The following is a 25,921-nucleotide window of genomic DNA, read 5'->3' as shown; positions in this document are numbered from 1 at the left end:
TTTTAGTACTCTTTTTTTGAGTAATTTAATTGATTTTTATTTCACGTTTCTATTTCCAAATTGCAATACGATAAACTATGGAGGTTAAAAAAATCAATTTTCTAAAAAGTTACAGCAGTGTATTATTGCTTTTAGGTGGAATCGTACTCGGGAGTATTTTTGGATTAGTTTTTAAAGAAAAAGTTGCCATTGTAAAACCTGTTGGAGATATATTCTTAAACTTGCTTTTTACAGCAATTATTCCGCTTGTTTTCTTTACAATAACTTCCTCCATTGCCAATCTGGAGAAAACAGAAAAGCTAGGAAGATTATTTGTTGTAATGATTGCGGTTTTTTTAGGAACACTTCTTATTTCTGCTATCGTAATGATTATCGCTGTCTCTCTCTTTCCTATTCACGAGAACATTATAATTACTAAAATTCCGCTGGAGAATATACAATCCGGAAGTGTTGGCGATCAAATTGCACAATTACTGACGACTAATGATTTTTACGAATTACTGTCCCGAAAAAGTATGTTGGCGCTTATTATCTTTTCATTTTTAATAGGATTTGCAACTTTGCAATCGGGAGAAAAGGGGAATGCTTTCAAAAATTTTCTGGATTCTGGAAACGAAGTTATGAAGCAACTTTTGACTATGATTATGAAATTGGCTCCAATAGGCCTTGGAGCTTATTTTGCATATCAGGTTAGTTATTACGGTCCACAATTATTTGGAGTTTACACCAAACCATTGGGCGTTTATTATGTAGCCTGTATTTTTTATTTCTTTGTCTTTTTTAGTTTGTATGCTTTAGTGGCGGGAGGAAAAAGAGCTTTTATCGTTTTCTGGAGCAATAATATTACGCCGTCGTTAACCGCAATTGGAACTTGCAGTAGCATCGCAACAATTCCCGCAAATCTTGAAGCAGCCGAAAAAATGGGGATTCCAAAACATGTTCGGAATTTGGTAATTCCGCTAGGAGCACTTTTGCATAAAGACGGTTCGAGTATGTCTTCTATTCTAAAAATAACCTTTCTTTTTGCCATGTTTGGTAAAGATTTTACAGAACCTTCAACCATACTTTTAGCATTAGGAATTACCATAATAGTTTCGATTGTCGAAGGCGGAATTCCTAACGGAGGTTATATAGGAGAAGTTTTAGCCATCACCGTTTACGGATTGCCAATGGAACAAGCTTTGCCAGTCGCCATGATTCTGGGAACTCTTGTTGATCCGATCGCAACATTATTAAATGCCAACGGCGATGTGATTTCATCTATGATGGTCTCGCGATTTTCTGAAAAAACCAAGTGGTAATAATAAGTCTTCAGATTAAATCCAAATTATATTAAAATCAGCATAAATCCGCTGAATCTGTATAATCCGTGGGCTATTTTTAGCAACAAGGAAGTTATACAGCTCAGCATTAAAAATAATATATAATGAATTCAATACTTCAACACGACCTAAATGATCTCGAAAATATACTTAATCAAGCAAAACAACAGGGAATCGATTTCCTTAACAATTTGGAGAACATTCCAACTTCTAAAAAAGAATCGATCGACCCAACTCGTGAGTTAAACGAATTAGGTTTAGGATCAATCGTCGCTTTAGCCGAATTTAAAGAAAGATTAGCGCCTTTAATGGTTGCTTCTCCGGGACCAAGATATTTAGGTTTTGTAACCGGAGGATCAACACCTGCATCTATTGTGGGAGATTGGTTAGCTTCAGTTTACGATCAAAATACGCAGTCGATAAAAGGACAAGGCGGAAACTCGGCTTTAATAGAATTTGAAACTATCAATTTGTTGCTGCAATTATTAAACTTGCCAGATTCGTTTTTAGGCGGATTTGTAACTGGAGCAACAATGTCAAATTTTACTTGTTTAGGAGTGGCAAGACAATGGTTTGGAGCACAATCAGGAAAAGACTTTGCAAAGAACGGAATATCAGAAACGATTAATATATTATCTGCTACGCCGCATTCCTCTTCGATAAAAACATTATCAATGTTGGGAATTGGAAGTAATAATTACACAACAATTAAAACCATAGAAGGAAATCGTGAAGCAATTGATATAGCCGATTTAGAACAAAATATTCAAAATTTAAATGGAAAGCCCTTTATTTTGATTTCCAGTGCCGGAACCGTTAACACGGCAGATTTTGATGATTTTCAGGCGATTTCAAAACTAAGAGAAAAATATAATTTCTGGTGGCATATTGATGCTGCTTTTGGTGGTTTTGCTGCTGTTTCGGATAGATATAAGCATTTTGTAGAAGGTTGGGAAGGAGCAGACAGTATTACAATAGATTGCCATAAATGGTTAAATGTACCTTATGAAAGTGCTTTTTATTTGATTAAAAAAGAGCATACCAATTTGCAGATAGAAACATTCCAGAACTCGAATGCACCTTATTTAGGAAATCCGTTAGAGAATTTTAATTACTTAAATGTATTACCCGAGAATTCCCGTCGTTTAAGAGCGTTGCCGGTTTGGTTTTCATTATTGGCTTATGGTAAAGAAGGTTTTCAGGATGTTATAGAAAATAGTGCTTATCTCGCTATGCATTTTGGAAATGCTCTTATTGAAAATGGTAATTTTGAACTTCTGGCTCCAATTCGTCTGAATAATGTTTGTTTTACTTTAAAAGGAAATCACAATCAGGAAAAAGTAAGTGAGTTTTTGACAACTTTAAATGACAGAGGAAAAGTGTTTATGACACCAACAGTATATCAAAATCGTAAAGGAATAAGAGCGTCTTTTGTGAATTGGCGTACAACCGAAGATGATGTTAAGATTATAATAGAAGAACTAAAAGAAACGATTCTGGATTTGGAAATATAATATCAAAAATAGAAAGAGCCTGTTAACTACAAACAGGCTCTTTCATTCAAAAAAAAACAAAAACAAGATAGAAACTAAAGAATCAAAATCTTAAATACAGTACTTAAATGTATTGGATGGTAATATTGATTGATCTTTTAGCAATATTAAAAACACTATTTTTATTGTAAAACGATTTGTTCCAATTTATCGCAAAGTTTTTTGTGATAATGTAAAATGGGATTTAAAAAGAAGATTTTTGTAATGTTTAATATAGTGAGCATTATTTAGTGTTTTTTAGTTCCTGCTTGCAAATATAATATTATTTGTATTAAGTCTAAATAAAAATAATTGAATTTTATAACAAAAAACGGTAACAAATTGATAATTAGTCACTAGTGATTTAGTGAAAAAGCTGTAAATTTAAATAAAAGCTGGATTCTGATATAAAGTGTATGAAACAAGACTTATACTTTTGAAAAAGCAAAAAGAGAAGAAATGATATTTCATAAAAAAAGTCCATTTATTCCTGAATAGAATAAATGGACTTTTGTCTGTAAACTGCGACTGAAACTGAAACTGAAAACTTATTTAGTAATTTCTCTAAAAACGGCTTCCAGGTTTTTATTTTTCTGATTGAGTTGTAATGTTTTTAAACCATTTTCATTGGCGAAATCAAATATTGCCGGACGCATATCTTTGTCGGCAACAAAAGTCAATTCCCAAGTCATATCGTGGATATTTTTGTATGAAGTAATATTCTCCAGTTTGGACAAAAGCTGTTCCTGAATCTGATAATCAAATTCTACCTCGATAACTTGTTCTTTACCTTCAGAAACCAGATGATCTAATTTTTTATCGGCAACAATTACTCCTTTATCTATAATTATGACACGACTACAAATGGCTTCAACTTCCTGCATAATATGAGTTGATAAAAAAACCGTTTTATCTTTCCCTACATTTTTGATTACATTTCGAATTTCCATTAACTGATTCGGGTCCAGACCAGTAGTTGGTTCGTCGAGAATTAAAACATCAGGATTATGCAATAAAGCGTTGGCAAGTCCCACACGCTGGCGATATCCTTTAGACAATTGTCCTATTTTTTTATGGCTTTCCGATGTCAGTCCTGTCAGTTGAATCACCTCTTCGATTCTTGATTTTGAAACCTGATAAACATCGGCATTAAAAGCCAAATACTCACGAACATACAAATCCAAATACAACGGATTATGCTCCGGTAAATATCCAATCGAACGTTGAACTGCTTTTGCGTTTGTCATGACATCATGGCTATTTACAAGGGCTGAGCCACTATCTGCCAATAAATAGGTGGTCAAAATTTTCATCAATGTAGATTTTCCTGCTCCATTTGGACCAAGAAATCCAACAATTTCTCCCTTCTCAATAGAAAATGAAATTCCGTTTAAGGCTTTTTGAGATCCGTAACTTTTTGATATGTTGTTTACTTCTATCGACATGACTTTTTATTTGCTACAAAAGTAAACAGAAATAGTCTTGCTTTCTTAATTTTTGTCTTTTAAAGAAATCATAAAAAAAACTTAAAGGCCAGCGGTCACGGCATCGTTATTGTTAAAAGGAAAGTAAATTAAAAAATAAATACCATGAAAAAAATTCTAGTGATGGCTGCATTGGCTATCTGCAGTTTTGCAAATGCTCAAAAAGGAACAATCTTAGTAGGTGGAAACATCGGTTTCACTTCTGATAAAACTGAATATCAGTTTAGCGAAGAAAAAACAAATACTTTTAGCTTTTCTCCTAAAGTTGGTTACCAATTTAATGATAACTGGACTGTTGGAGGTGAATTTACAGTATCTTCATCTAAGGATGAGAATACAGTTAGAGAAGTAAAAGATAATGGTTTCAAAGTAGGGGCATTTGTTCGTTACTCAGTGCCATTGAGTCAAACTTTTTCTGTTTTTGCAGATATGGGTGCAGGTTTTCAAAATGCAAAAAGAAAAGTTTATGGTTCTGATAATAGTTACGCAAAATCTAAAGCAGATGGTATGTACGTAGGTATTACTCCGGCACTTTTCATTAACATGAAAAAAGGTTTTGGTTTAAACTTCAGCATTGGTGGTTTAGGATACGAAACAATGAACGTTGAGAATAATGGTGGAGATAATAGCAGTTTCTACTTTAATTTTGGTAAGACAGCAAGTATTGGAATTTCTAAAAACTTCTAATCTTAAGTTTATATTCAATTTCAGAAAAGCATTCGCCGCGGCGGATGCTTTTTTTTTGTTTTAAAGACTTGGTAGTTTTGTTAAATGCTTGCGTAATTGATTGATTATTTGCTGGTTGTTTAGCAATACAATAGAGGTGGCATTGTTGTTGTTAATAGATTACTAAAATTTAAATATCACATTTATGAAAAAAATTCTAGTTATCGCTGCACTGGCTATCTTTAGCTTTGCAAATGCCCAAAAAGGGTCCATCTTAGTTATGGGAAGTGTTAATTACAACTCTCAAAACAGTGGACACGACGTTTTAGAGAATACGTATCATTATTTTAGTTTTTCGCCCAAAGTGGGATATCAATTTCATGAAAACTGGACAGCAGGTCTTGAAGGTGCTGTTTCAACGGTAAAAGATGAGAATGGTACGGTCAATGAATCCAAAACAAATTCTTTTTCTTTAGGAGGCTTTTTACGTTATTCTAAAGCTTTAAATCAAACTTTTTCTGCTTACGCAGATTTAGGAGCGGGTTACCGAAACAGCAAAAACACAGCTAGAAACGGAGCATTTAATACGACTAACAAAGGAGATGGGTTTTATGTTGGGCTTACGCCAGCGATTTTTATCAACGTTCATAATGGTTTTGGTCTAAACTTTAATATTGGAGGTTTAAATTATGAAACTTTAACCTATGATGGAGATAATGGTAACGGAATTAAAAAAAGTAGTTTCAATTTTACATTTGGGCAAGCATTTTCTGTAGGGATCTCAAAGAATTTTTAATTTTAGAATATATTTCAATTTTGAAAAAGCATTCGCCGCGGTGGATGCTTTTTTGTTATTTGGAAATAAGATTTTGTTAAGAGACTTTATAAAAAGGTAAATCCAACCCTTCTGTTTAATCCGATTTCAAAAATTCGAATTAATGTTGAAAGTTGCACATTGCCTTTTCCATTTTCAAGTTTAGAAATATAGCTTTTTTTTGTTCCAGTTTTATCCGCTAATTGTTCTTGTGTTAAATTGGCATTTTTACGAGCTTCTTTTAACATTTCGCTAATGATGAACATTTGTGACTTTTCTTCATATTGATTTCTACTTTCCGTGCCGAGTTTTCCATGTTCAGTTTCAATAAGGTCATCAAATGATTTTACTGTTTTATAATTTTTCATAGTGGTATTATTTATGTTCAAAATATTGAGTCATTAATTTTAATGCCTTTTCTAATTCTGTCTTAGGCGTTTTTTGTGATTTTTTATGAAAACCATTGAAAAGGATTATTAGTTTTCCTTCATCAAAGCAACAGAATATCCTATAAATATTCGATTTTACTTCAACTCTAATCTCATACAAACCTTCCGTTCCTGATAAATGCTTTAAAAATTTTTCTGGAACGCGATCTACTTGTTTTATCAGTTCAAGAACGTATTGTATTTTTAGTTTTACTTTTTCATCTTGTTCTCGATAGAAGTCAATGAAATAATGTTCATAAAAAATAATTTTCCTCATCATATTGCAAAGTTATCTTAAAAGTGAACATTTTCCTAGTAAATTAAGTTTTTTCTTATTTTTTAGATAAAAGTGTAAAAATTAATTATTCAATGTTTATAACACATTGCTTTTAAATATTTGGTTGTTATATAGAAATACTTTCTAGAAAACAAAAAAGAGACTCGTGAAAGTCTCTCTTTTTTGAATTAATATCGTTTAGAAAAGCTTATTTCTTCTCTAATAATTTTTCTAAATATTCGTTTTTGTCTTTTTCAGCTTGCAGCAAACGTTCGTAAAGTTTTTTATTTTCTTCTACTGCTTCCATTAGCTTGTCTAAAGGATGAAAGTGACAAATATTGTGCGCACCAATTGGTCCTTGATTTATACTGTTATCACTAAAACTATTAAAATAATTAAATACAGCTTCTTCAGAGAAGTTTTTAATTGCTTCAACGCTTACACCAAGAGCTTTTGCAATTTCTACAAGTTTTTCTTCATCAATAGTTTCGCTATTTTCCATAGCAGAAATAGCCTGTTGGTTTGTTCCTAAAGCTTGTGCCAAGGCTTCTTGTTTCATGTCTTTTAGTTCACGAATACGACTAATTTTTCGGCCTATATGATTTGGTTTTGTTAATGTGCTCATAGCTCAAAGATAATAATTACCACTATAATATGACGTGAAATGTAAAAAACAGATCGAATACAGTAGGATACATATAAAATTATTTAATAAAATTCTCTTATTAAATAGTGCTTGTTGAACAAAAATACAATTTTTCGGACAAGTATAATCAAAAAGTCAAATTATAAAAAGCATTAATGATTAAGGACGAGAGTAATGAAATAAAAACAAAAATGCCAACAGTAGTGAAGTCGAAAGAAATCATAACTACAAGAATTTCGACTCCACTTGTTGACACTAAAAAACAAAATATAATCTAATTAAAAATGTTAATTTACAGGGCTTTCAACGGCTGCTCTCATTTCTTGAGCTGCTGCAACCATTTCGATTAAAGCCTTTTTGGTTTCATCCCAATGACGCGTTTTCAAACCACAATCCGGATTTACCCATAATTGATCTACCGGAATAACTGCCGAAGCTTTTTCTAACAAACGAACCATTTCGGCACTTGAAGGAACACGAGGCGAGTGAATGTCATAAACTCCAGGTCCAATCTCGTTTGGATATTTAAAGTTGGCAAAAGCATCCAAAAGCTCCATTTGCGAACGCGAACATTCAATCGTGATAACGTCAGCATCCATATCAGCAATATTCTGAATAATATCATTGAATTCGCTATAACACATATGCGTATGAATTTGTGTGTCATCATGAACGCCACTGGCCGAAATTCGGAACGCTTTTACAGCCCAATCCAAATAGTTTGCCCATTCTTCTTTTCTTAAAGGCAATCCTTCGCGAATAGCAGGTTCATCAATTTGAATGATTTTAATTCCTGCTTTTTCCAGATCCACAACTTCGTCACGAATCGCCAAAGCAATCTGTGTACAAGTCTCAGAACGCGGCTGATCGTTACGAACAAACGACCATTGCAAAATAGTAACTGGTCCGGTAAGCATTCCTTTTACCCATTTTGGAGTCAGAGATTGTGCATATTTTGACCATTTTACCGTCATAGGGTTTGGTCTTGAAACATCACCATAAATAACCGGAGGTTTTACGCAACGGCTACCATAACTTTGAACCCATCCATTTTTTGTAAACGTAAAACCAGACAATTGCTCTCCAAAATATTCGACCATATCATTACGTTCAAATTCTCCGTGAACCAAAACATCGATTCTGGTTTCTTCCTGAAAACGAATGGTAGCTTCCGTTTCTTTTTCGATTAAATCGTTGTATTGTTCCGTAGTTAATTCTCCTTTTTTGAATTTTGCTCTCCAGCTTCTCACTTCAGCCGTTTGAGGAAAAGATCCAATTGTAGTTGTTGGAAATAAAGGAAGATTTAGGGCTTCAATTTGACTTTTTCTTCGGATAGCAAAAGTACTTTTACGTTTATCATCAGCCGAAGTAATATTGGCAACTCTTGTTTTTACTTCATTATTATGAATCAATTTTGAAGTTTTACGATTATCATTTGCAATTACGTTTCTTTCATAATCAACAGAGTTTTTAACGTCAACTTCATTTGAAGCAAATTGTTTTAAAAGTACAATTTCGTTGATTTTTTGTTTTGCAAAAGCCAACCATTGTTTAATTTCCGGAGTTAGAGTATCGTCGTTTGTTTCTAAATCTAAATCACAAGGACTGTGAATTAAAGAACAAGACGGCGCAACCAAAATTCTGTTTTCTCCCAAAGCATCAGTTGCTTTTTTGATCAGATCCAAAGAATTTTTGAAATCATTTTTCCAGATATTTCTTCCGTCAACAACTCCCAAAGAAAGATTTACTGTTGCGTTTAATTTTCCAGATTCTAAAATGTCGTCCAATTGCAACGGACAACGCACTAAATCTAAATGGAAAGTATCAACCGGTAAAGCCAATGCTGTTGCTAAGTTTTCTCCAAAACAATCAAAATAATTAGCCAGAATGATTTTGATTTTCGGGAAACGAATGTTGATTTCGTTATACACTTCCGTGAAGGTGTTTCTTTCTTTATCTGTTAAATTTAAAGCTAAGAAAGGTTCGTCAAGCTGAATATATTCAACATTTTCGGCTTGTAATTTTTCGAAAATCTCCAAGTAAACCGGAAGTAATTTGTCAATAAGATCAATTCGGTGAAAACCTTCTTCTTTTTCTTTTCCTAAAAGTAAATAAGAAATTGGTCCAATTAAAACTGGTTTTGTAGCAATGTTTAAAGCGTTTGCTTCCTTGAACTCATCGATTATTTTTTCAGAAAACAATTCAAATTTTTGATTCTTTGTAAATTCAGGAACAATATAATGATAATTGGTATCAAACCATTTTGTCATTTCCATCGCCACAACATCCTGACCGTCTTTTTGCGCTCCTCTTGCCATTGCAAAGTACAAATCTATAGCCGAATTTGTTTTGGCAAGTTCATGGTATCTTTCTGGAATCGCGCCCAAAGTCAAAGTCAAATCAAGCACTTGATCATAAAAAGAAAAATCATTTGACGGAATCAAATCTACTCCGGCTTCTGATTGTAAATGCCAGTTTCTGCGACGGATATCTTTTCCGGTTTCGATAAGTTCATCAACAGAAATTTTTCCTGCCCAATACAATTCCGAAGCTTTTTTTAATTCTCTGTTGCTGCCAATTCTTGGGTAACCTAAATTATTTGTTTTCATTTTTGATTCAGTATTTTTTACTGAACAAATTTATTGTATTAGATTTTAAAACTTATATTTGGCTATTATTTAAGTAAATAGTCTTGTTTAATTTGTTTTATGAAGATTATATTACGGATAAAATCTTTTAAAAGGCATTTTTGCCGTAAAAAATACTATGGAAAATCTAGATAATACCGATTTACAGATCTTAAAACACCTTCAGGAAAACTCAAATATTAACACAAAAGATCTGGCAAGCAAATTATTCCTGACCGTTACACCCGTTTATGAACGTATAAAACGATTGGAGCGTGATGGATATATTACTAAATATGTTGCCTTATTAGACCGAAAAAAAATGAATCGCGGAATGACCGTTTTTTGTAATGTTCGCCTAAAAGAACATGCAAAAAACGTGGGAAGCAATTTTGTGAAAGATATTGTCGCGCTTCCTGAAATTATAGAATGTTATAATATCGCGGGAGATTATGATTTTATGCTAAAAATACTCGTTCAGGATATGTCCAGTTATCAGGATTTTGTAATGAATAAATTGTCGACTATCGAAAATATAGGAAATACGAACAGTATTTTTGTAATGGGAGAAATAAAACATAGTACGGCATTAGAATTTTAAAATGATATTTTGCCACTCCCGATAGCTATCGGGATGTACAGTTTATAATCATTTTTTATGAGTGATGGTTAATATTTGTTTGCCACGAATTTCACGAATTTTCACGAATTAATTTAAGCCCAATGATTTGTGTTAATTTGTGGAATTCGTGGCAAAAAAACTAATCTGTGGCATATTTTTATTCAATATTATCCTAAAATAAAATGTATTTTTGAAGTCTTAAATCATCAATTTAGATCATAAATCTAAAATCGTTAATCTACAATCTACAATTAAAATGAACTGGGAACAACTTTTATCACTTAAACGCCAAGGAGACACAAGCAAAAGATTACGTGTAGAACAAGATGATACCCGATTAGGATTTGAGGTTGATTATGATAGAATTATCTTTTCGGCAGCATTTAGATCTTTACAGGATAAAACACAGGTAATTCCGCTTTCAAAAACAGATTTCGTACACACAAGATTAACGCATAGTTTAGAAGTTTCGGTTGTGGGACGTTCTTTAGGGCGTTTGGTTGGAAAAAAGATTATCGAAAAATATCCGCATCTAAAAGAAGTTCACGGTTATCATCTGAATGATTTTGGTGCAATTGTAGCAGCAGCTTCGTTGGCGCATGATATAGGAAATCCTCCTTTTGGACATTCTGGCGAAAAAGCGATTGGAGAATACTTTTCGATAGGAAACGGATTAAAATATAAAGATCAATTAAAAGCTAAACAATGGCAGGATTTAATTGATTTTGAAGGAAATGCAAACGGATTTTCAGTGCTTTCAGCAAGTCGCCCCGGAATCGAAGGCGGACTTAGAATTTCATACGCAACTTTGGGAGCTTTCATGAAATACCCGAAAGAAAGTTTACCGAAAAAGCCAACAAATGATATTGCCGATAAAAAATACGGTTTCTTCCAGACTGATAAAACATTTTTTGAAGAAGTTGCCAAAGATATGGGAATGATTGCCAATAAATCAGGAGATGATATTGGTTTCGAAAGACATCCGTTAGCTTATTTAGTAGAAGCGGCAGATGATATTTGTTATACTATTATTGATTTTGAAGACGGAATAAATCTCGGTTTAGTTTCTGAGGATTATGCTCTAGAATATCTTATTAAACTTGTAAAAGATAATATTGGAGTTTCTAAATATAAACTTTTAGAAACCAAAGAAGACCGAATCAGCTATTTGCGTGCTTTGGCAATTGGCGCTTTAATTAATGATGCCGTTGATGTTTTTGTTGAAAATGAAGAAGCAATTCTTGCCGGAAAATTTCCTTTTGCCTTAACGGATAAAAGCAAATACAAAGCGCAAATGGATGATATTATCAAGTTAAGCGTTTCTAAAATTTATCAAAGCCGTGAAGTTGTAGAAAAAGAAATTGTAGGGTATCAAATCATTCAGACTTTGCTGGATAAATTTATAACTGCTTTTAATAATAAATACGAAGGAACAGCCTCAAACTATGACAAATTGATTCTGAAAATGCTTCCTGAAAAGCATCATTTAGACAAAACTAATTTGTACGAGAGATTGTTGCATATTTGTCATTTCGTTTCTCTTTTAACAGATGGAAACGCGCTGGAATTGTTCGAAACTATCAACGGTAGAAAAGGTAATTAAAAAAAATCTAACGCATAGAAACATAGTTTTTATGTGTTGGAAAGAATACAAAAAAGTAACAAGTTTCTTATCACATAGTCCCGAAGCATCGGGATGAATTTAAAAAAGTGAAACGCCTTTTTTTGAAGCTAAAAATTCTAATGTTTCTATGTGTTAAAATACTTACCCAACATAGATCTTTCTACTGAAAAGCATAAACCAAACCTACGCCCAAAACCTGTCGTAACTGCGTTCTTGGTCCGTCGTTTACTTGCGAAGTTGTTCCTGTAGTTGGATCTACAACATCTTTTTTGGTTTTGATATCATCATCATAAACTAAATGTACGCCAATGTTGGCTTTTACATAAGCATTAACAACAAGATCGAGACGAGTATCGTAATCGACATCGACATTCCCAAATTTATTGAGATAATCTGTGTATAAACTTAATCTGTTTTCGTAAAAGACGTTTTTATAAATCTCGCTTTTCATGTATCCTGTTAACAAAATACCAAACTCAGCTTTTATTTTTTGTCCTTCTTTAATTAAAATTTGAGAATTAGGATCCATAGGATCAGTTGCATAAACTGCTTTTCTAACACCAAAAGATCCTTGATTAGCCAAATCCTGATCTAAAACCAAGGTTGTTTTTAAAGTTATTGGTGAGAAGTAAAAAGTTCTGTTTTTCTTTTTGTTAGAATTCTCAGCTCCGGCTCCTAAAAAGATATAAGCCGGTGCAAACGGTTTGGAGATTGCAATATCTCTGTTTGGATAATTATATCCATTTGTAAACTGCGTATTGAAGTTATATTTAGCAGAATAATACCAATTTGAGATCGTATCTTTTCTAAAACCGTAAGTCGAGTTCAGCATTATCGCATCATCCGTTTTACGAAGTTCGATTCCGTCTTGCTTGTTTAAACCATATTTTACGATAAGTTCATTTACCCATTTATGATTTCCTTTTTGATAGGTTCGGTTAAATTCGCCTTTAAATAAACCCGAAACAGAACTTGTTCCCCCGGCGCTCCAATTTACAAAAGCAATTTCTGAAATGTCAAAACCTACTTGATTTTTTTTAGTCCAGTTTGAAGGAAGTTGTGGTAATTGATTAGGGTCTAAAGTCGTTTGTATAATTTGAGCAAAGTTATTTGAAGTACACAATAGCAATAGAAGCAAAAGGGTAGAACGCAATAATTTCATTAGGTTGATTTTAATTTTCTTTTTGGCAGTGCAAAATAATTATTTTGTGGCGTTTGAAAAAAGATTTACCAAACTTTTAACGTCAATTTTACACAATTGTTGTAATTGACTTACCGTTCCATGCTCAATAAACACGTCAGGAATACCCAAAATTTCAATATTATTTTTGTAATTATTTGCTGCCGAAAACTCCAAAATTGCAGTTCCAAAACCACCGCTTATGGCACCGTCTTCGATGGTAATTATTCGTTCAAAAGAAGAAAAAATATCATGTAACAATTTAATATCTAATGGTTTAATAAATGGAAAGTCATAATGTGCAATTGTTTCAGGATTACTCAATTCTTCAATAGCAAATATCACATTATTTCCGATAGTTCCGGTTGATAAAACTGCCGTTTTTGTTCCGGATTTTAATGTGCTAGCCTGTCCTATATTAATTTTTTCATATTGTCCGAAATTTTCTACTTCCCAGTTTGGTAAAACACCTCGACCACGCGGATATCGAATTGCGATGGGATGATTTAAGCCTAATTGTGCCGTAAATAAAATGTTTTGAAGCGCAATTTCGTCAATTGGCGCATAAATTATCAGGTTCGGAATCGTTCTTAAATAAGCAATATCAAAAATGCCGTGATGTGTTGCACCGTCTTCACCAACCAAACCGGCACGGTCTAAACAGAAAATAACCGGTAAGTTTTGCAACGCCACATCATGAATAACCTGATCGTAGGCGCGCTGTAAAAAAGTCGAATAAATATTGCAATACACAATCATTCCCTGAGTTGCCATTCCGGCAGCAAGCGTTACGGCATGTTGCTCTGCAATCCCTACATCAAAAGCACGTTCCGGAATTTCGTCCATCATAAACTTTAGAGAACTTCCGGATGGCATTGCAGGCGTAATACCAACAATTTTTTCGTTCTTTTTGGCTAAATCCAAAATGGTTAAACCAAAAACATCCTGAAATTTTGGAGGAAGATTTTCTTCAGATTTTAAAATAATTTCTCCCGTTGAAGCATCAAATTTTCCAGGTGCGTGATATTTTACCTGATTTTCTTCGGCTTGTTGCAGGCCTTTTCCTTTTGTAGTAACAATATGAAGGAATTTAGGACCTTTTATATTTTTTAATCGATTTAATTCTTTGATTAAAGTTGGAAGATCATGTCCGTCAATTGGTCCCGAATAATCGAAATTCAGAGACTTAATCATGTTATTCTTCTTCGGATTTTTTCCTTCTTTTACAGCAGTAAGATATTTTTTGAGTGCGCCAACGCTAGGATCAATCCCGATAGCATTGTCATTCAGAATAACCAGCAAATTCGCATCTGTAACTCCTGCATGATTCAAGCCTTCAAAAGCCATTCCGGATGCAATAGAAGCATCACCAATAACAGCAATATGTTGTTTGTTGAAGTCACCTTTTAAATTAGAAGCAATTGCCATTCCCAAAGCGGCCGAAATAGAAGTAGAGGAGTGACCAACACCAAAAGTATCGTAAATACTTTCGCTTCTTTTAGGAAAACCCGAAATACCTCCAATTTGTCTGTTGGTGTGAAAAATTTCTCTTCTTTCTGTCAGGATTTTATGTCCATAAGCTTGATGACCAACATCCCAAACCAATAAATCTTCGGGAGTATTGAAGACATAATGCAAAGCAATAGTCAATTCAATTACGCCTAAACTGGCACCCAAATGTCCTTCTTTTACAGAAACAACATCAATAATAAATTGACGTAATTCTTGTGCAATTTCAGGAAGTTGCGCTTCAGAAAGTGTGCGTAAATCAGCAGGATTGTATATGTTTGAAAGTAGATTGCTTTTCATTGTAAGGTAAAAAGCAAATTTACGGTTTTAAATTTAATTTTATTGTGATATTAGTTTAAGACAATCTTTATTGTAATACGATTGGTAAAGAATATAATCTTCTTACTTTTTTACCATTAGTTGCTCCGGATTGCCACTTTGGACATAAACTGAAAACCCTAATAATTTCTTTTTCAATAGGCTCATCGATTGCAGGTTCGGATTGAAGATAAGTTATAGATCCGTTTTTTTCTACTGCAAAAGAAAGCCTAATTTTAAAATTGGCTGTTTCTGAGTTTTCGGGCCTTTTATATTCTTTTCCAAAGAAAGTGTAGAAATTATCAATTCCACCTGGAAATTCTGCATTTGCTTCAATTGCAACACCTCCATTATAAACAACATCGTCATTAGTATTCTGCTTTGTTGTTTCGCCAGAATTATTTGTTTTAGATTTTAATTTTTTTGTTTTTTTTATTTCTACTTTTTCTTTTACAAATTTTACCTGATCAATTTTTGGCGGAGGCGGAGGCGGTAAAAGAGTATCATTTGAATTATTGTTTCTTAGGCTAACCTCTCCAACAGTTCTATGTTGTGTTGGAATTTTTTTAACAACTTCAACTTTATCAATTTTTTGCTTACTTCCGTTTTTGTCCTGACAACTAAACAAAGTTGTTCCCATAGCAATAAACAATGCCAATAAAAACATTTTATGATAATGTGTTTGCGAATATAAAATCTTACTTGGAATCTGAATTGTTATCGTGTCTAATTGAGATTTTTTGAACCTTCCGCAGATATTCTGGTTTTGATTTTGAGTGAAAAATTGTTGAATTTCATCTGGTAGCTTAGTTGTAAAATCTACAACAGTTTTAGAACAGCTCAGACAAAAACGTCCATTGTCTTTTAGAGTCATTTTATCCCAATTTTCATGACAAGGTTCAGGAATTGTTATTTTTTGTTTTATATTCATTATTTAATTGTAATAGGTAAAATATAAGAAGATCGAACAATACGATTTTTCAGTTTTCCGGGAATCCAATTTGGAGCTATTTTTAAAACTCTAATAGTTTCTTCTCCTATTGCTATTGGCGTATTTTTAGGTATGTTGAAATTACTTAAACTGCCATCTTCTTCCACTACAAATATGATATTTAGTTTTCCCTGAAACTTTTCTGTTTTGTTTGGAGCAACATAATTTTTATTAAAAAAAGCGTAGAATTTTTTCATTCCATTTTCTGGAACTGGTAAAACATCTAAATCATTTGAATTGTATATAATATTATACTCAAAATTTCCTTTTTCAAGAGAAGGAATTACCATCCCTAGTGTAACTCTTGCACTAACTTCTTTTTTCGTTTTTTCTTTTTTAGATTCGATCTCATGTCCATAACATACGGAAGTAACCTCATTTTGATCTTGCTCTGTATTATCAACAATTTCGATTTTATCAATTCTGTTTTTGTTCCCATCTTTATCCTGACAACTAAACAACGTTGTTCCCATAGCAATAAACAATGCCAATAAAAACATTTTGTGATAATTGATTTGAGTATATAAAACCTGACTCGGAATTTGAATTGTTACTATCTCTAATTGTTCATCTTTAAACCTTCCACAAATACTGTTATTTTTATTTTGAATAAAAAAATGTTGTACCTCTTCAGGCAGCAAAGTTGTGAAATCTATAAGTGTTTTAGAACAGCTCATACAAAAGCGACCATTATCTTTTGGAGTCATTTGATCCCAGCTTTCATGACATGGTTCAGGAATTGTTATTTTGAGTTTTCTTTCCATTTTTATTGTTTAAATGAAATTGGTAAGTTGCAAGAAGTTCTAACTAAGTGATTGTTTAATTTTCCAGGGTTCCATTTTGGAGACATTTTTAAAACCCTAATCGCTTCTTCTCCCGTTCCTGGTCCAGCATCTCTCCTTATCTTGAAAGTACTTAAACTTCCATCTTTTTCTATGATAAATGAAACGTATATTTTTGCGTTATAAATTTCTGTTTTATTCGGAATAACATAATTATTATTAACAAAAGAGTAAAACTGTTTCATTCCGCCTTTCGGATTTGGTGAAACGTCTAAAACTGCAGCGTTAAAAACTGTATCATAATCAATAGCGTTTTTACTTGAATTCTCATTTTGATCTATAGGGACTATTTCTCCAGTGATCATTGAATGATAAATTTCCGGGTCTTTTTGTGTGTTTGTTTTAAGTCCGGGAGGTGTTGGAGGACTTGGTATGGAATCATTTTCTTTTACTGCAATAGCTTTAACAGATATATTTTTCTCAGTCAAACTATCGGCAACAACTTCAATTTTATCTATTTTTTGCTTATTTCCATCTTTATTCTGGCAACTAAACAACGTTGTTCCCATAGCAATAAACAATGCCAATAAAAACATTTTGTGATAATTGATTTGAGTATATAAAACCTGACTCGGAATTTGAATTGTTACCGTCTCTAATTGTTCATTTTTAAATCTTCCGCAAATACTTTTATTTTGATTTTGGATAAAAAAATGTTGTACTTCATCCGGCAACATCAATGTAAAATCAATAACCGTTTTAGAACAGCTCATACAAAATCGACCATTTTTATTTGGAATCATTTTGTCCCAATTTTCTTGACAGGGTTCCGGAATCGTTATTTTGTATTTTTTATGCATTGTTTAAATTTCAATATTTAAATGTAATAAAAGCGAAAATATCTTAAAATTAGTTGCTTTTTATTATAAGAGAAAAAGCAAAATTGCTATTTTAAATTTATTTGTTTTTCGTTTCTGTCGAATCTTTTACAATTGATATTTCTTCATTCTGTATTGCAAATTTGTCAATCGTGTTTTCAGATGTTGTTTTGTATGGATTTTTTATATTTGAAACTGCAATACAAGTTATTTTTGAGAACTTCCGTTGTCTTCTTTCCAAATTAAGACTGTCTTTTTGTATACTTAATTGTATCTCGTAGTAACTCACAATTGACTTTCCGTTTTCTTGCGCAGGTAGCCATTTGGGAGAGGTGCATAAAACACGTGTAAGTTCGTCTCCTGTTTCATGTCCTATGTCATTTACGATTTTAATATCTTCTAATATTCCTTCTTTAGTTATTGAAAAATAAGCCTGAATTTCTCCTGTCGATTTTTTGGCTTTTCTGGGAAGTTCAAATTTGTTTTGGATAGTTTCATATAATTTATTTAGTCCACCGGGATAATCAGAACATATGTAAATAGACTCATATATACCAATTCCTCCTGCAATGTAACTTTCAGGGTTATAATTAATGCCTATAGCTTCACTGCTACCCTCAATTGGAGGTAGATTTACTGAAATTGTAGGCATACTTGGCGGAAGAGGTTTATCTTGTAAACTGTCTTTCGTTGCTAATGGGCTTAGTTTTACAGAATCTTCAACGATCTCTATTGTATTAATTTTATGTTTATTGCCGTTTTTATCTGTGCAGCTAAACAAAGTCGTTCCCATAGCAATGAATAATGCCAATAAAAACATTTTACGATACGGTATTTGTGTATACATAACACTTGATGGAATCTGAATGGTTAAAAGCTCTAATTGTGATTTTTTGAATCTGCCACAAATATCTTTATGATGATTTTTAATAAAATAAAGCTGAATTTCTTCAACTGACATTACAGAAAAATCAGTGACAGTCTTAGAACAGCTCATACAAAAGCGACCATTATCTTTTGGCGTCATTTGATCCCAGCTTTCATGGCATGGTTCAGAAATTGTTATTTTGAGTTTTCTTTCCATTTTTGAATTTCAATATTTAAATGTAATAAAAAATAAATACGAAAGTCCTTGGCAAAATGATTTTGTTTGAAACATGAGGCGATTAAATTTGCTAATTGCCTCAAAAAATCAATTTATTTGAGGCGATTAAATTTATTGAATTATCTCAAAGATCAAATATGAAGATTTATTGTTACTTTAATTTCAGTAAAAAATATTTCAAAACCTTATTTTTGCAATTATGATAAATCCCTTCACCGACGAATACTTTATGAAAAAAGCTTTACAGGAAGCTGAAATGGCTTTTGATAAAGGCGAAATCCCTGTTGGAGCCATTATTGTTGTTGCTGACAGAGTAATTGCAAGCAGTCATAATTTAACCGAATTACTGAATGATGTTACGGCTCATGCCGAAATGCAATCCATAACAGCCGCAGCAAACTTTCTGGGTGGTAAATATCTTAAAGATTGTACACTTTACGTTACACTCGAACCTTGCCAAATGTGCGCAGGAGCCTTGTATTGGAGTCAGATTTCTAAAATTGTTTTTGGAGCTCGTGATGAACAACGTGGTTTTATGACAATGGGAACAAAATTACATCCTAAAACGACCGTAGTTTCTGGAATTATGGCAAATGAAGCTGCCGATTTAATGAAACGCTTTTTTGTTGAAAGACGTAAATAATTTTAATAGAGATAAGTCATATATAAGCATATAAACACCATAAAGAAATTAAAGCATATTATGTTATAAAATGCATTTTCAGTGAAAGCTTTTTTTGAGAGAAGTATTTTTAAACTTATAGCTATTGAAAGAAGTAAAACACAGCAAAAATAAAATTGAATTCCGTTAATGCTCAAACTACTAGAAAGATTGTTTGTATAATCATTATTCGTTGATTTGACTTTTGTTACCGACTTAAATAATAAAGAATACTCAAGTTGTATATCATTTTCTTCGATGTACTTCTTTACAGTCGAAAAAGTAAATCCTTTTTTTGTATAATAATGGTAAGATACTTTTTGTGGTTCCGTGCCATTTTTTCCTCCCACGGTTCTTACTGCGTAATGAGTTATTACATCTGTTGTTTTTGAATTTGGCAAGATATAAAAATCTAAAAAGCCTACTAAGATAAAAAATGTTATTGCCTTTAAAGCGTATATGACTGTTGTTTTGTTCTTGATAATAAAATCATTTTCACTGGAATCTTTATGAAGGCTATTTGGCATTTTTAGGACTATTGAAACGAGCGAAATATACTATATTAATTAATTGATTTTTCGAAAAATTCAACAAAAGTTAAATAATCATTACTGACGAATTTTCCTCTTAAAACATTTCAGAAAATACTTTACATTTACTACAATATAATTGGCATTTCGCTAGTTATGGTTTTAACAGTGAAATGTTAAAACGTTCTATTATTTCCAAAAAAAATGTAACCCATTAACTCTAAATAAAAGTGAAAGCAAAAGGATTAGTTCTCGTGTTTTGTGTGTTTTTTATTTTTCAATCTTGCGGTAGAAAATCAGCTGCCGATTTCAATTCAGATTTTTCATTATTTAAAGAGTATATAGTCAGTTTCACGGGAGGAATAGTCTCGTCGGAATCGGATATTCGGGTAGTTTTAAATTTTAATAAAAAAGACTGGAAAGCCAATCAGGTTTTAGACGGCGATTTGTTTGACATTTCACCAAGTGTCGATGGAAAAGTCGTGGCACTTTCGACCAACACAATTGCTTTTATACCCGAGAAAAAGCTAAAACCCGGAACAGAATATCAAGTAACCCTGAAGTTGGATAAACTGATTACAATTCCGAAAGAAAAAGAAAAGGAACTTTCGAAATTCAACTTTACAGTTAAAACAATCAAGCAAGATTTTACAATTAATACGGCGGATATTCAATCTTACAGTAAAGAATATCAGTATTTGAACTGCGTCTTAAAAACAGCAGATAATATTGATATTGAAACTGCTAAAAAATTAGTTTCTGCACAGCAAAAAGGAAAAGATCTTAAAATTAAGTTTGAAAAAAAATCGGGTTCCGGAAAAGAATTCAATTTTATAATTGATAGCATTCAGCGTTATGACGAGGTATCAAATCTTGAAATTTTATATGATGGAAGTGATTTTGATATTGACCAAAAAGGACAATTAGACGTTCCGATTACGAATATAAACGAATTTAAAATCGTAAAAGTTGAAGTTCCTTACGGAAGTAATCAATCGGTTTTAATTAATTTTTCAGAACCTTTAGAAAAAGGACAGGATTTTAAAGGCTTGGTTTCGATTCAGAATGCCAATAATTTAAAATTTTCGACTCAGGGAAATTTACTGAAAGTTTATTTTAGTAATGAAGCGCCAGCTAAAAAACAAGAACCAGTTCCTGTTGCAATCGAAGAATCGACAGTTTCGCTTGTCGATTCATCTACAATTGTTGTTGATAGTGCAGCAGCGGTAGTTGATGATGCTGTAGAAGTTGTTCAGAATGAAGAAGCTGAACCGCAACAAATTCTGGCAGGAGATTTATTGGTGGAAGTTTTTCAGGGAATTGAAAGTCAGTACGGAAAAAAAATGGACTCAAATTACAATGAGAAAATCACTTTTGATCAAATAAAACCTGCTGTTCGTTTCATTAAAAACGGAACAATCTTACCAAGTTCAAATAATCTAAAACTGAATTTTGAAGCCGTAAATTTAAGTGCTGTTGATGTAAAAGTATATAAAATCTACAAAAATAATATTCTACAGTTTCTACAGTATAATGAATTAAACGGTAGTCAGAACCTCAAAAAGGTCGCGCAGCCAGTTGCCAAAACGACACTCAAATTGAATGAAAGCGCATTGGTAAATCCAAGCAAGTGGAACACATTTGCATTAGATTTATCTAAAATAATTACACCCGAACCAGGCGCAATCTATAGAGTAGAATTTGTTTACAAAAAGAAATATTCGTTGTATAAATGTGAATCTTCAGAAGAAAATGAGAATGAAGGTGACGAAGAAGAGGTTGATGAAAATGACGTAAACTACAACGGAAACTCCTATGATGATTACTATTATGACGATTACGAATGGAGAGAAAGTCAGGATCCGTGTACCAATTCGTATTATTATAATGCCAGAATAGCAACTAATATTTTAGCTACTGATTTAGGTGTAATTGCCAAAAGAGGAGAGAATAAATCGTATGTATTTGCGGTAAATAATATTGTAACAACAGAACCTGTTTCAAACGCAAGGGTTGATTTGTACACTTATCAGCAACAAAAAATAACTACGGGAGCGACAAGCAGCGAAGGAATTGCTTCTTTTCAACTGGATAAATTCGCTTATTTTGCGATTGTTACTTTAGGAGATCAATCGACTTATGTAAAACTCGATGATGGACTTTCATTATCAGTAAGTAATTTTGATGTTGCAGGTGAAACTTTACAAAAAGGTCTAAAAGGATTTATTTATGGAGAACGTGGTGTTTGGCGTCCGGGAGATAATTTGTATTTGTCTTTTATCTTAAATGATGTTTCAAATAAATTGCCAAAATCACATCCAATTAAATTTAGATTGAATGATCCAAACGGAAAAACGACATATCAAACCATTCAAAAAACGAATGAGTTAAATCATTATTCTTTTGTAGTTCCCACAAGTGCAGATGCGCCAACAGGAAATTGGGAAGCCATGATAAGTGTTGGCGGAGCTAAATTTTACAAAAGCATTAAAATTGAAACGATCAAACCGAATCGTTTAAAAATAAAGAATAATTTTTCCAGAAAAACACTTTCATCTTCTTACCCAAATACAAGTAACTTGGAAGTGACGTGGCTTCATGGCGCAATTGCAAAAAATCTGAATGTAGAAATGCAGGCTAAGTTTTCGCAGCAAACAACCACTTTCAAAGGATATGAGAAATTTACTTTTGATGATTTAGTACGTCAATTTAGTACAGAAGAAATTAATGTTTTCTCTGGAAAATTAAATGAAAACGGAAAAGCATCGGTAAACATTGAGCCAAAATTGCAAGGACAAGCTCCGGGAATGCTTCGTGCTTCATTCATCACAAAAGTGTATGAAGAAGGCGGAGATTTTAGTACCGATGTGATTTCGACTACCTATTCGCCATACAAAACTTATGTAGGTATAAAATCACCGGAACCTAATAAATACGGAATGCTGGAAACCAGAACCAATAACCGTTTTGAGATTGTGACACTTGATGAAAACGGAAGACCAAAATCCGTAAGGAATCTGGAAGTAAAAGTATTTAAAGTAGAATGGCGTTGGTGGTGGGATGCTTCAACCGATAATTTGTCTAATTATAATTCATCGAATGCCACAACAGCATATAAAACCTATATTGTCAATACAGATGCAAACGGAAAAGGATATATTCAGTTTTCGTTAACCGACGAAGAATGGGGGCGTTATTTAATTCGCGTTTCAGATAATCCAGATGGTCATGCAACTGCCTTAACCGTAAATATAGATTGGCCAATATGGTCTGGAAAAACGCGCAACAGAGATGCTTCTACAGCAAATATGTTGGTTTTTTCTACAGATAAGAAAAATTATGCCGTGGGCGAAAAAGCGCAAATATCATTTCCGTCAAGCGAAGGTGGACGTGCTTTGATTTCTATCGAAAACGGATCAAAAGTAGTACAGACTATTTGGGCAAAAACACAAAAAGGAGAAACTAAAGTAGAGATTCCAATTACGGCAGCTATGGCTCCAAACGTGTATTTTAATATTACACTTTTGCAACCACACGCTTCGACCAAGAACGATTCACCAATTCGTATGTATGGTATTGTTCCGATTGAAGTTGTCGACAAAAATACGATTCTTGCACCAACGCTTTCAATGCCGGATGTCTTAAAACCTGAGCAAACATTTACAGTAAAAGTAGGGGAGAAAACAGGTAAAGAAATGACGTATACAATTGCGGTTGTTGATGAGGGATTATTGGATTTAACCCGTTTTAAAACACCAAATGCGTGGGATAGTTTCTATGTTCGTGAAGCTTTAGGCGTAAAAACCTGGGATGTTTATGATGATGTAATTGGGGCGTATGGCGGAAAAATAAATCAGATTTTCAGTATTGGTGGGGATCAGGATTTAGGTGGCGGAAAAGCCAAAAAAGCCAACCGTTTTAAACCGGTTGTATTGTATTATGGTCCGTTTAAATTAGAAAAAGGACAAACCAAATCACATCAGTTAAAATTACCTAAATACATAGGTTCAGTTCGAACTATGGTTGTTGCCGGTGATGCGAATACAAGTGCTTACGGAAGTGTCGAAAAAGCAACTCCGGTAAAAAGTCCGTTGATGGTTTTGGCTTCGTTGCCAAGAAAAATTTCGCCTTCGGAAAAAGTAACGATTCCGGTTACGATTTTTGCAACCGAAAATAACATCAAAAATGTTACAATTCAGCTAAAAACGAGCAATGGATTAAAAGTAATGGGAAGCGCAACACAATCGTTGACTTTTGCACAACCTGACGAAAAAATGGCTTATTTTAATCTTGTGGTTGGTTCTGCAACAGGAATTGCCAAAGTACAAGTTATCGCAACTTCCGGAAAAGAGAAATCGGTTTATGATGTCGAAATTGATATGACAAACCCGAATCCGGTTACGAATACTTTTACCGATATTATTTTGCCTCCTAATAGTACCAAAACAATTTCATGGAAAACCTTTGGAGTTTCAGGAAGCAATAAAGCGAGATTAGAAGTTTCGTCAATGCCGACCATGAATCTGAACGGAAGATTGCAATTCTTAATTCAGTATCCGCATGGATGTGTAGAGCAAACAACTTCGTCTGTTTTTCCACAATTGTTTTTGAATGATGTTGTTGATTTGGATGTTACAAGAAAAGGAATTATTCAAAAGAATATCACAGCCGGAATTACCAGATTAGGAAGTTTTCAATTATCAAATGGAGGATTGTCGTATTGGCAAGGAAATACAATTGCGGATGACTGGGGAAGTTCATACGCTGGACATTTCCTGATTGAAGCGGAGAAAAAAGGATATGTATTACCAATAAATTTCAAATCAAAATGGGTTTCGTATCAACAAAAAGAAGCGAAACAATGGCGTTTTGAACCTAAATATGGTAATGATTTAGCGCAAGCATATAGATTATATACTTTGGCTTTAGCTGGAAATGCTGATTTATCTTCGATGAACAGATTACGTGAAACGAAAGGAATTTCGAACGAAAGCAAGCTTCGCTTGGCGGCAGCTTATGTTTTGGCAGGGCAAAAATCAGCAGGGCAAAATCTTTTATTAAGTACCAGTATTGATAATGAATCCAGTAATTATAATTATTACTATTACGGTTCAAGCGAAAGAAACAGAGCAATGGCTTTGGAAACTATGTTGTTGCTGGGACAAAAACAAAAAGCATTTGCAATGGCTACAAAATTGGCAAAAGAAATGTCAAACAATCAATGGATGAGCACGCAAACAACTGCATATTGTTTGTATTCAATGTCGAAATTTGCGATTAGCAATGGCCCTAAAGGAATTAATCTTCAGTTTAGTAAAAATGGAAAGGGGGAAACGATAAGTACACAAAAAACAATTGCAGACAGAAGTTTGGTTGTTCAATCGGGGGCTAATAGCGTTGTGCTGAAAAACATTAAAAACAACACGGTTTATGTGCGTGTTTTAAACACGGGAATATTGCCAATCGGACAGGAAAATGCTATTCAAAGTGATGTTTCGGCAGCTATTGTTTTCAAAAACAGAAAAGGCGGCGTTATTAATGTTTTCAAAATTAGTCAGGGAACTGAGTTTATCGCTGAAGTTACAATCAGAAATCAAAGAAACGAAAGCGTTCAAAATGTAGCATTATCGCAAATTTTGCCTTCCGGATTTGAGATTGTAAATACTCGTTTTACGGATTATGGGGACGCCACAAACAATATTGCCGATTATATTGATATCCGCGACGATCGAACTAATTTCTATTTTGGTATGAAAGCCGGAGAAACAAAAGTCTTCAGGATTTTGCTTAATGCATCTTATTTAGGTAATTATTACTTGCCGGGATTACAATGCGAAGCCATGTATGATAATACATTTTTGGCGAGAACAAAAGGATTCTGGGTTGAAGTAGTAAAATAAATTTGCGTATCCTAACAGGTTTCCA

Annotated in this window: 20 protein-coding genes; 8 read left to right on the top strand and 12 right to left on the bottom strand. The window is 33.2% G+C overall.

Going from position 1 to position 25,921, the window contains the following annotated elements; all coding sequences use genetic code 11:
• Positions 1-77: 77 nt before the first annotated feature.
• Both EAH81_RS13785 and EAH81_RS13780 read left to right on the top strand, forming a co-directional pair.
• Positions 78-1,301, top strand: coding sequence for a dicarboxylate/amino acid:cation symporter (locus tag EAH81_RS13785; RefSeq protein ID WP_140507994.1), 1,224 nt, complete (start codon positions 78-80; stop codon positions 1,299-1,301).
• Positions 1,302-1,426: 125 nt separating this feature from the next.
• Positions 1,427-2,836 carry a pyridoxal phosphate-dependent decarboxylase family protein gene (locus EAH81_RS13780; RefSeq protein WP_140507993.1) on the top strand — a complete coding sequence of 470 codons (1,410 nt, stop codon included), beginning with the start codon at positions 1,427-1,429 and terminating at the stop codon, positions 2,834-2,836.
• A gap of 566 nt (positions 2,837-3,402) precedes the next feature.
• Here the strand turns inward: EAH81_RS13780 and gldA are convergent.
• Positions 3,403-4,299 (bottom strand): gliding motility-associated ABC transporter ATP-binding subunit GldA, encoded by an 897-nt coding sequence (gene gldA, locus EAH81_RS13775; RefSeq protein ID WP_140507991.1) that lies wholly within the window; start codon positions 4,297-4,299, stop codon positions 3,403-3,405.
• A gap of 144 nt (positions 4,300-4,443) precedes the next feature.
• On the opposite strand from gldA, the gene EAH81_RS13770 reads away from it, so the two are divergent.
• Complete coding sequence (locus EAH81_RS13770) at positions 4,444-5,025, top strand: outer membrane beta-barrel protein (protein ID WP_140507989.1); 582 nt, start codon at positions 4,444-4,446, stop codon at positions 5,023-5,025.
• Between the two features lie 184 nt (positions 5,026-5,209).
• Positions 5,210-5,800, top strand: coding sequence for an outer membrane beta-barrel protein (locus EAH81_RS13765; protein WP_140507987.1), 591 nt, complete (start codon positions 5,210-5,212; stop codon positions 5,798-5,800).
• Positions 5,801-5,886: 86 nt separating this feature from the next.
• Here the strand turns inward: EAH81_RS13765 and EAH81_RS13760 are convergent, their stop codons facing one another.
• The 4 genes from EAH81_RS13760 to metE all read right to left on the bottom strand — a co-directional run bounded on the left by EAH81_RS13760 (position 5,887) and on the right by metE (position 9,778).
• Positions 5,887-6,186, bottom strand: a complete 300-nt coding sequence (locus EAH81_RS13760) for a helix-turn-helix domain-containing protein (RefSeq protein ID WP_140507985.1) — start codon at positions 6,184-6,186, stop codon at positions 5,887-5,889.
• Between the two features lie 7 nt (positions 6,187-6,193).
• Positions 6,194-6,526: a type II toxin-antitoxin system RelE/ParE family toxin gene (locus EAH81_RS13755; RefSeq protein WP_140507984.1), complete on the bottom strand. Its 333-nt coding sequence runs from the start codon at positions 6,524-6,526 to the stop codon at positions 6,194-6,196.
• A gap of 205 nt (positions 6,527-6,731) precedes the next feature.
• A complete protein-coding gene (locus EAH81_RS13750; protein ID WP_140507982.1) occupies positions 6,732-7,148 on the bottom strand; it encodes a helix-turn-helix domain-containing protein in 417 nt (138 codons plus the stop codon).
• A gap of 308 nt (positions 7,149-7,456) precedes the next feature.
• Positions 7,457-9,778 carry a 5-methyltetrahydropteroyltriglutamate--homocysteine S-methyltransferase gene (gene metE, locus EAH81_RS13745; protein ID WP_140507980.1) on the bottom strand — a complete coding sequence of 774 codons (2,322 nt, stop codon included), beginning with the start codon at positions 9,776-9,778 and terminating at the stop codon, positions 7,457-7,459.
• A 157-nt stretch (positions 9,779-9,935) separates the two neighbouring features.
• Here metE and EAH81_RS13740 point away from each other — a divergent pair, with 157 nt between their 5' ends.
• Both EAH81_RS13740 and EAH81_RS13735 read left to right on the top strand, forming a co-directional pair.
• Entirely contained in the window at positions 9,936-10,397 is a 462-nt protein-coding gene (locus tag EAH81_RS13740; protein WP_089353020.1) for an Lrp/AsnC family transcriptional regulator, read from the top strand.
• Positions 10,398-10,674: 277 nt separating this feature from the next.
• A complete protein-coding gene (locus EAH81_RS13735; protein WP_140507978.1) occupies positions 10,675-12,021 on the top strand; it encodes a deoxyguanosinetriphosphate triphosphohydrolase in 1,347 nt (448 codons plus the stop codon).
• A 181-nt stretch (positions 12,022-12,202) separates the two neighbouring features.
• On the opposite strand, the gene EAH81_RS13730 is transcribed toward EAH81_RS13735, so the two are convergent.
• The 6 genes from EAH81_RS13730 to EAH81_RS13705 all read right to left on the bottom strand — a co-directional run bounded on the left by EAH81_RS13730 (position 12,203) and on the right by EAH81_RS13705 (position 18,784).
• Positions 12,203-13,204 carry a DUF3078 domain-containing protein gene (locus tag EAH81_RS13730; protein WP_140507977.1) on the bottom strand — a complete coding sequence of 334 codons (1,002 nt, stop codon included), beginning with the start codon at positions 13,202-13,204 and terminating at the stop codon, positions 12,203-12,205.
• A gap of 39 nt (positions 13,205-13,243) precedes the next feature.
• Positions 13,244-15,031 carry a 1-deoxy-D-xylulose-5-phosphate synthase gene (locus tag EAH81_RS13725; protein WP_140507975.1) on the bottom strand — a complete coding sequence of 596 codons (1,788 nt, stop codon included), beginning with the start codon at positions 15,029-15,031 and terminating at the stop codon, positions 13,244-13,246.
• A gap of 67 nt (positions 15,032-15,098) precedes the next feature.
• Positions 15,099-15,980: a hypothetical protein gene (locus EAH81_RS13720; RefSeq protein ID WP_140507974.1), complete on the bottom strand. Its 882-nt coding sequence runs from the start codon at positions 15,978-15,980 to the stop codon at positions 15,099-15,101.
• A complete protein-coding gene (locus EAH81_RS13715; protein WP_140507972.1) occupies positions 15,980-16,804 on the bottom strand; it encodes a hypothetical protein in 825 nt (274 codons plus the stop codon). The genes EAH81_RS13720 and EAH81_RS13715 overlap by 1 nt, the downstream gene beginning before the upstream one ends.
• Before the next feature lie 2 nt (positions 16,805-16,806).
• Positions 16,807-17,682 carry an energy transducer TonB gene (locus tag EAH81_RS13710; protein WP_140507970.1) on the bottom strand — a complete coding sequence of 292 codons (876 nt, stop codon included), beginning with the start codon at positions 17,680-17,682 and terminating at the stop codon, positions 16,807-16,809.
• 97 nt (positions 17,683-17,779) lie between these two features.
• Positions 17,780-18,784, bottom strand: a complete 1,005-nt coding sequence (locus EAH81_RS13705; RefSeq protein WP_140507968.1) for a hypothetical protein — start codon at positions 18,782-18,784, stop codon at positions 17,780-17,782.
• A 220-nt stretch (positions 18,785-19,004) separates the two neighbouring features.
• Here EAH81_RS13705 and EAH81_RS13700 point away from each other — a divergent pair, with 220 nt between their 5' ends.
• Entirely contained in the window at positions 19,005-19,448 is a 444-nt protein-coding gene (locus EAH81_RS13700; RefSeq protein ID WP_140507966.1) for a nucleoside deaminase, read from the top strand.
• Positions 19,449-19,450: 2 nt separating this feature from the next.
• Here the strand turns inward: EAH81_RS13700 and EAH81_RS13695 are convergent, their stop codons facing one another.
• Positions 19,451-19,993, bottom strand: a complete 543-nt coding sequence (locus EAH81_RS13695) for a hypothetical protein (protein ID WP_140507964.1) — start codon at positions 19,991-19,993, stop codon at positions 19,451-19,453.
• A 233-nt stretch (positions 19,994-20,226) separates the two neighbouring features.
• Between EAH81_RS13695 and EAH81_RS13690 the strand changes: the two genes are divergently transcribed.
• Positions 20,227-25,896 (top strand): alpha-2-macroglobulin family protein, encoded by a 5,670-nt coding sequence (locus EAH81_RS13690; protein ID WP_140507962.1) that lies wholly within the window; start codon positions 20,227-20,229, stop codon positions 25,894-25,896.
• Positions 25,897-25,921: the final 25 nt, after the last annotated feature.

Source organism: Flavobacterium pectinovorum (genome assembly GCF_006438875.1).
GTDB lineage: Bacteria > Bacteroidota > Bacteroidia > Flavobacteriales > Flavobacteriaceae > Flavobacterium > Flavobacterium pectinovorum_A.
Note: the sequence above shows the minus strand (reverse complement) of the source record. Positions and strands in the feature narration are given on the sequence as shown.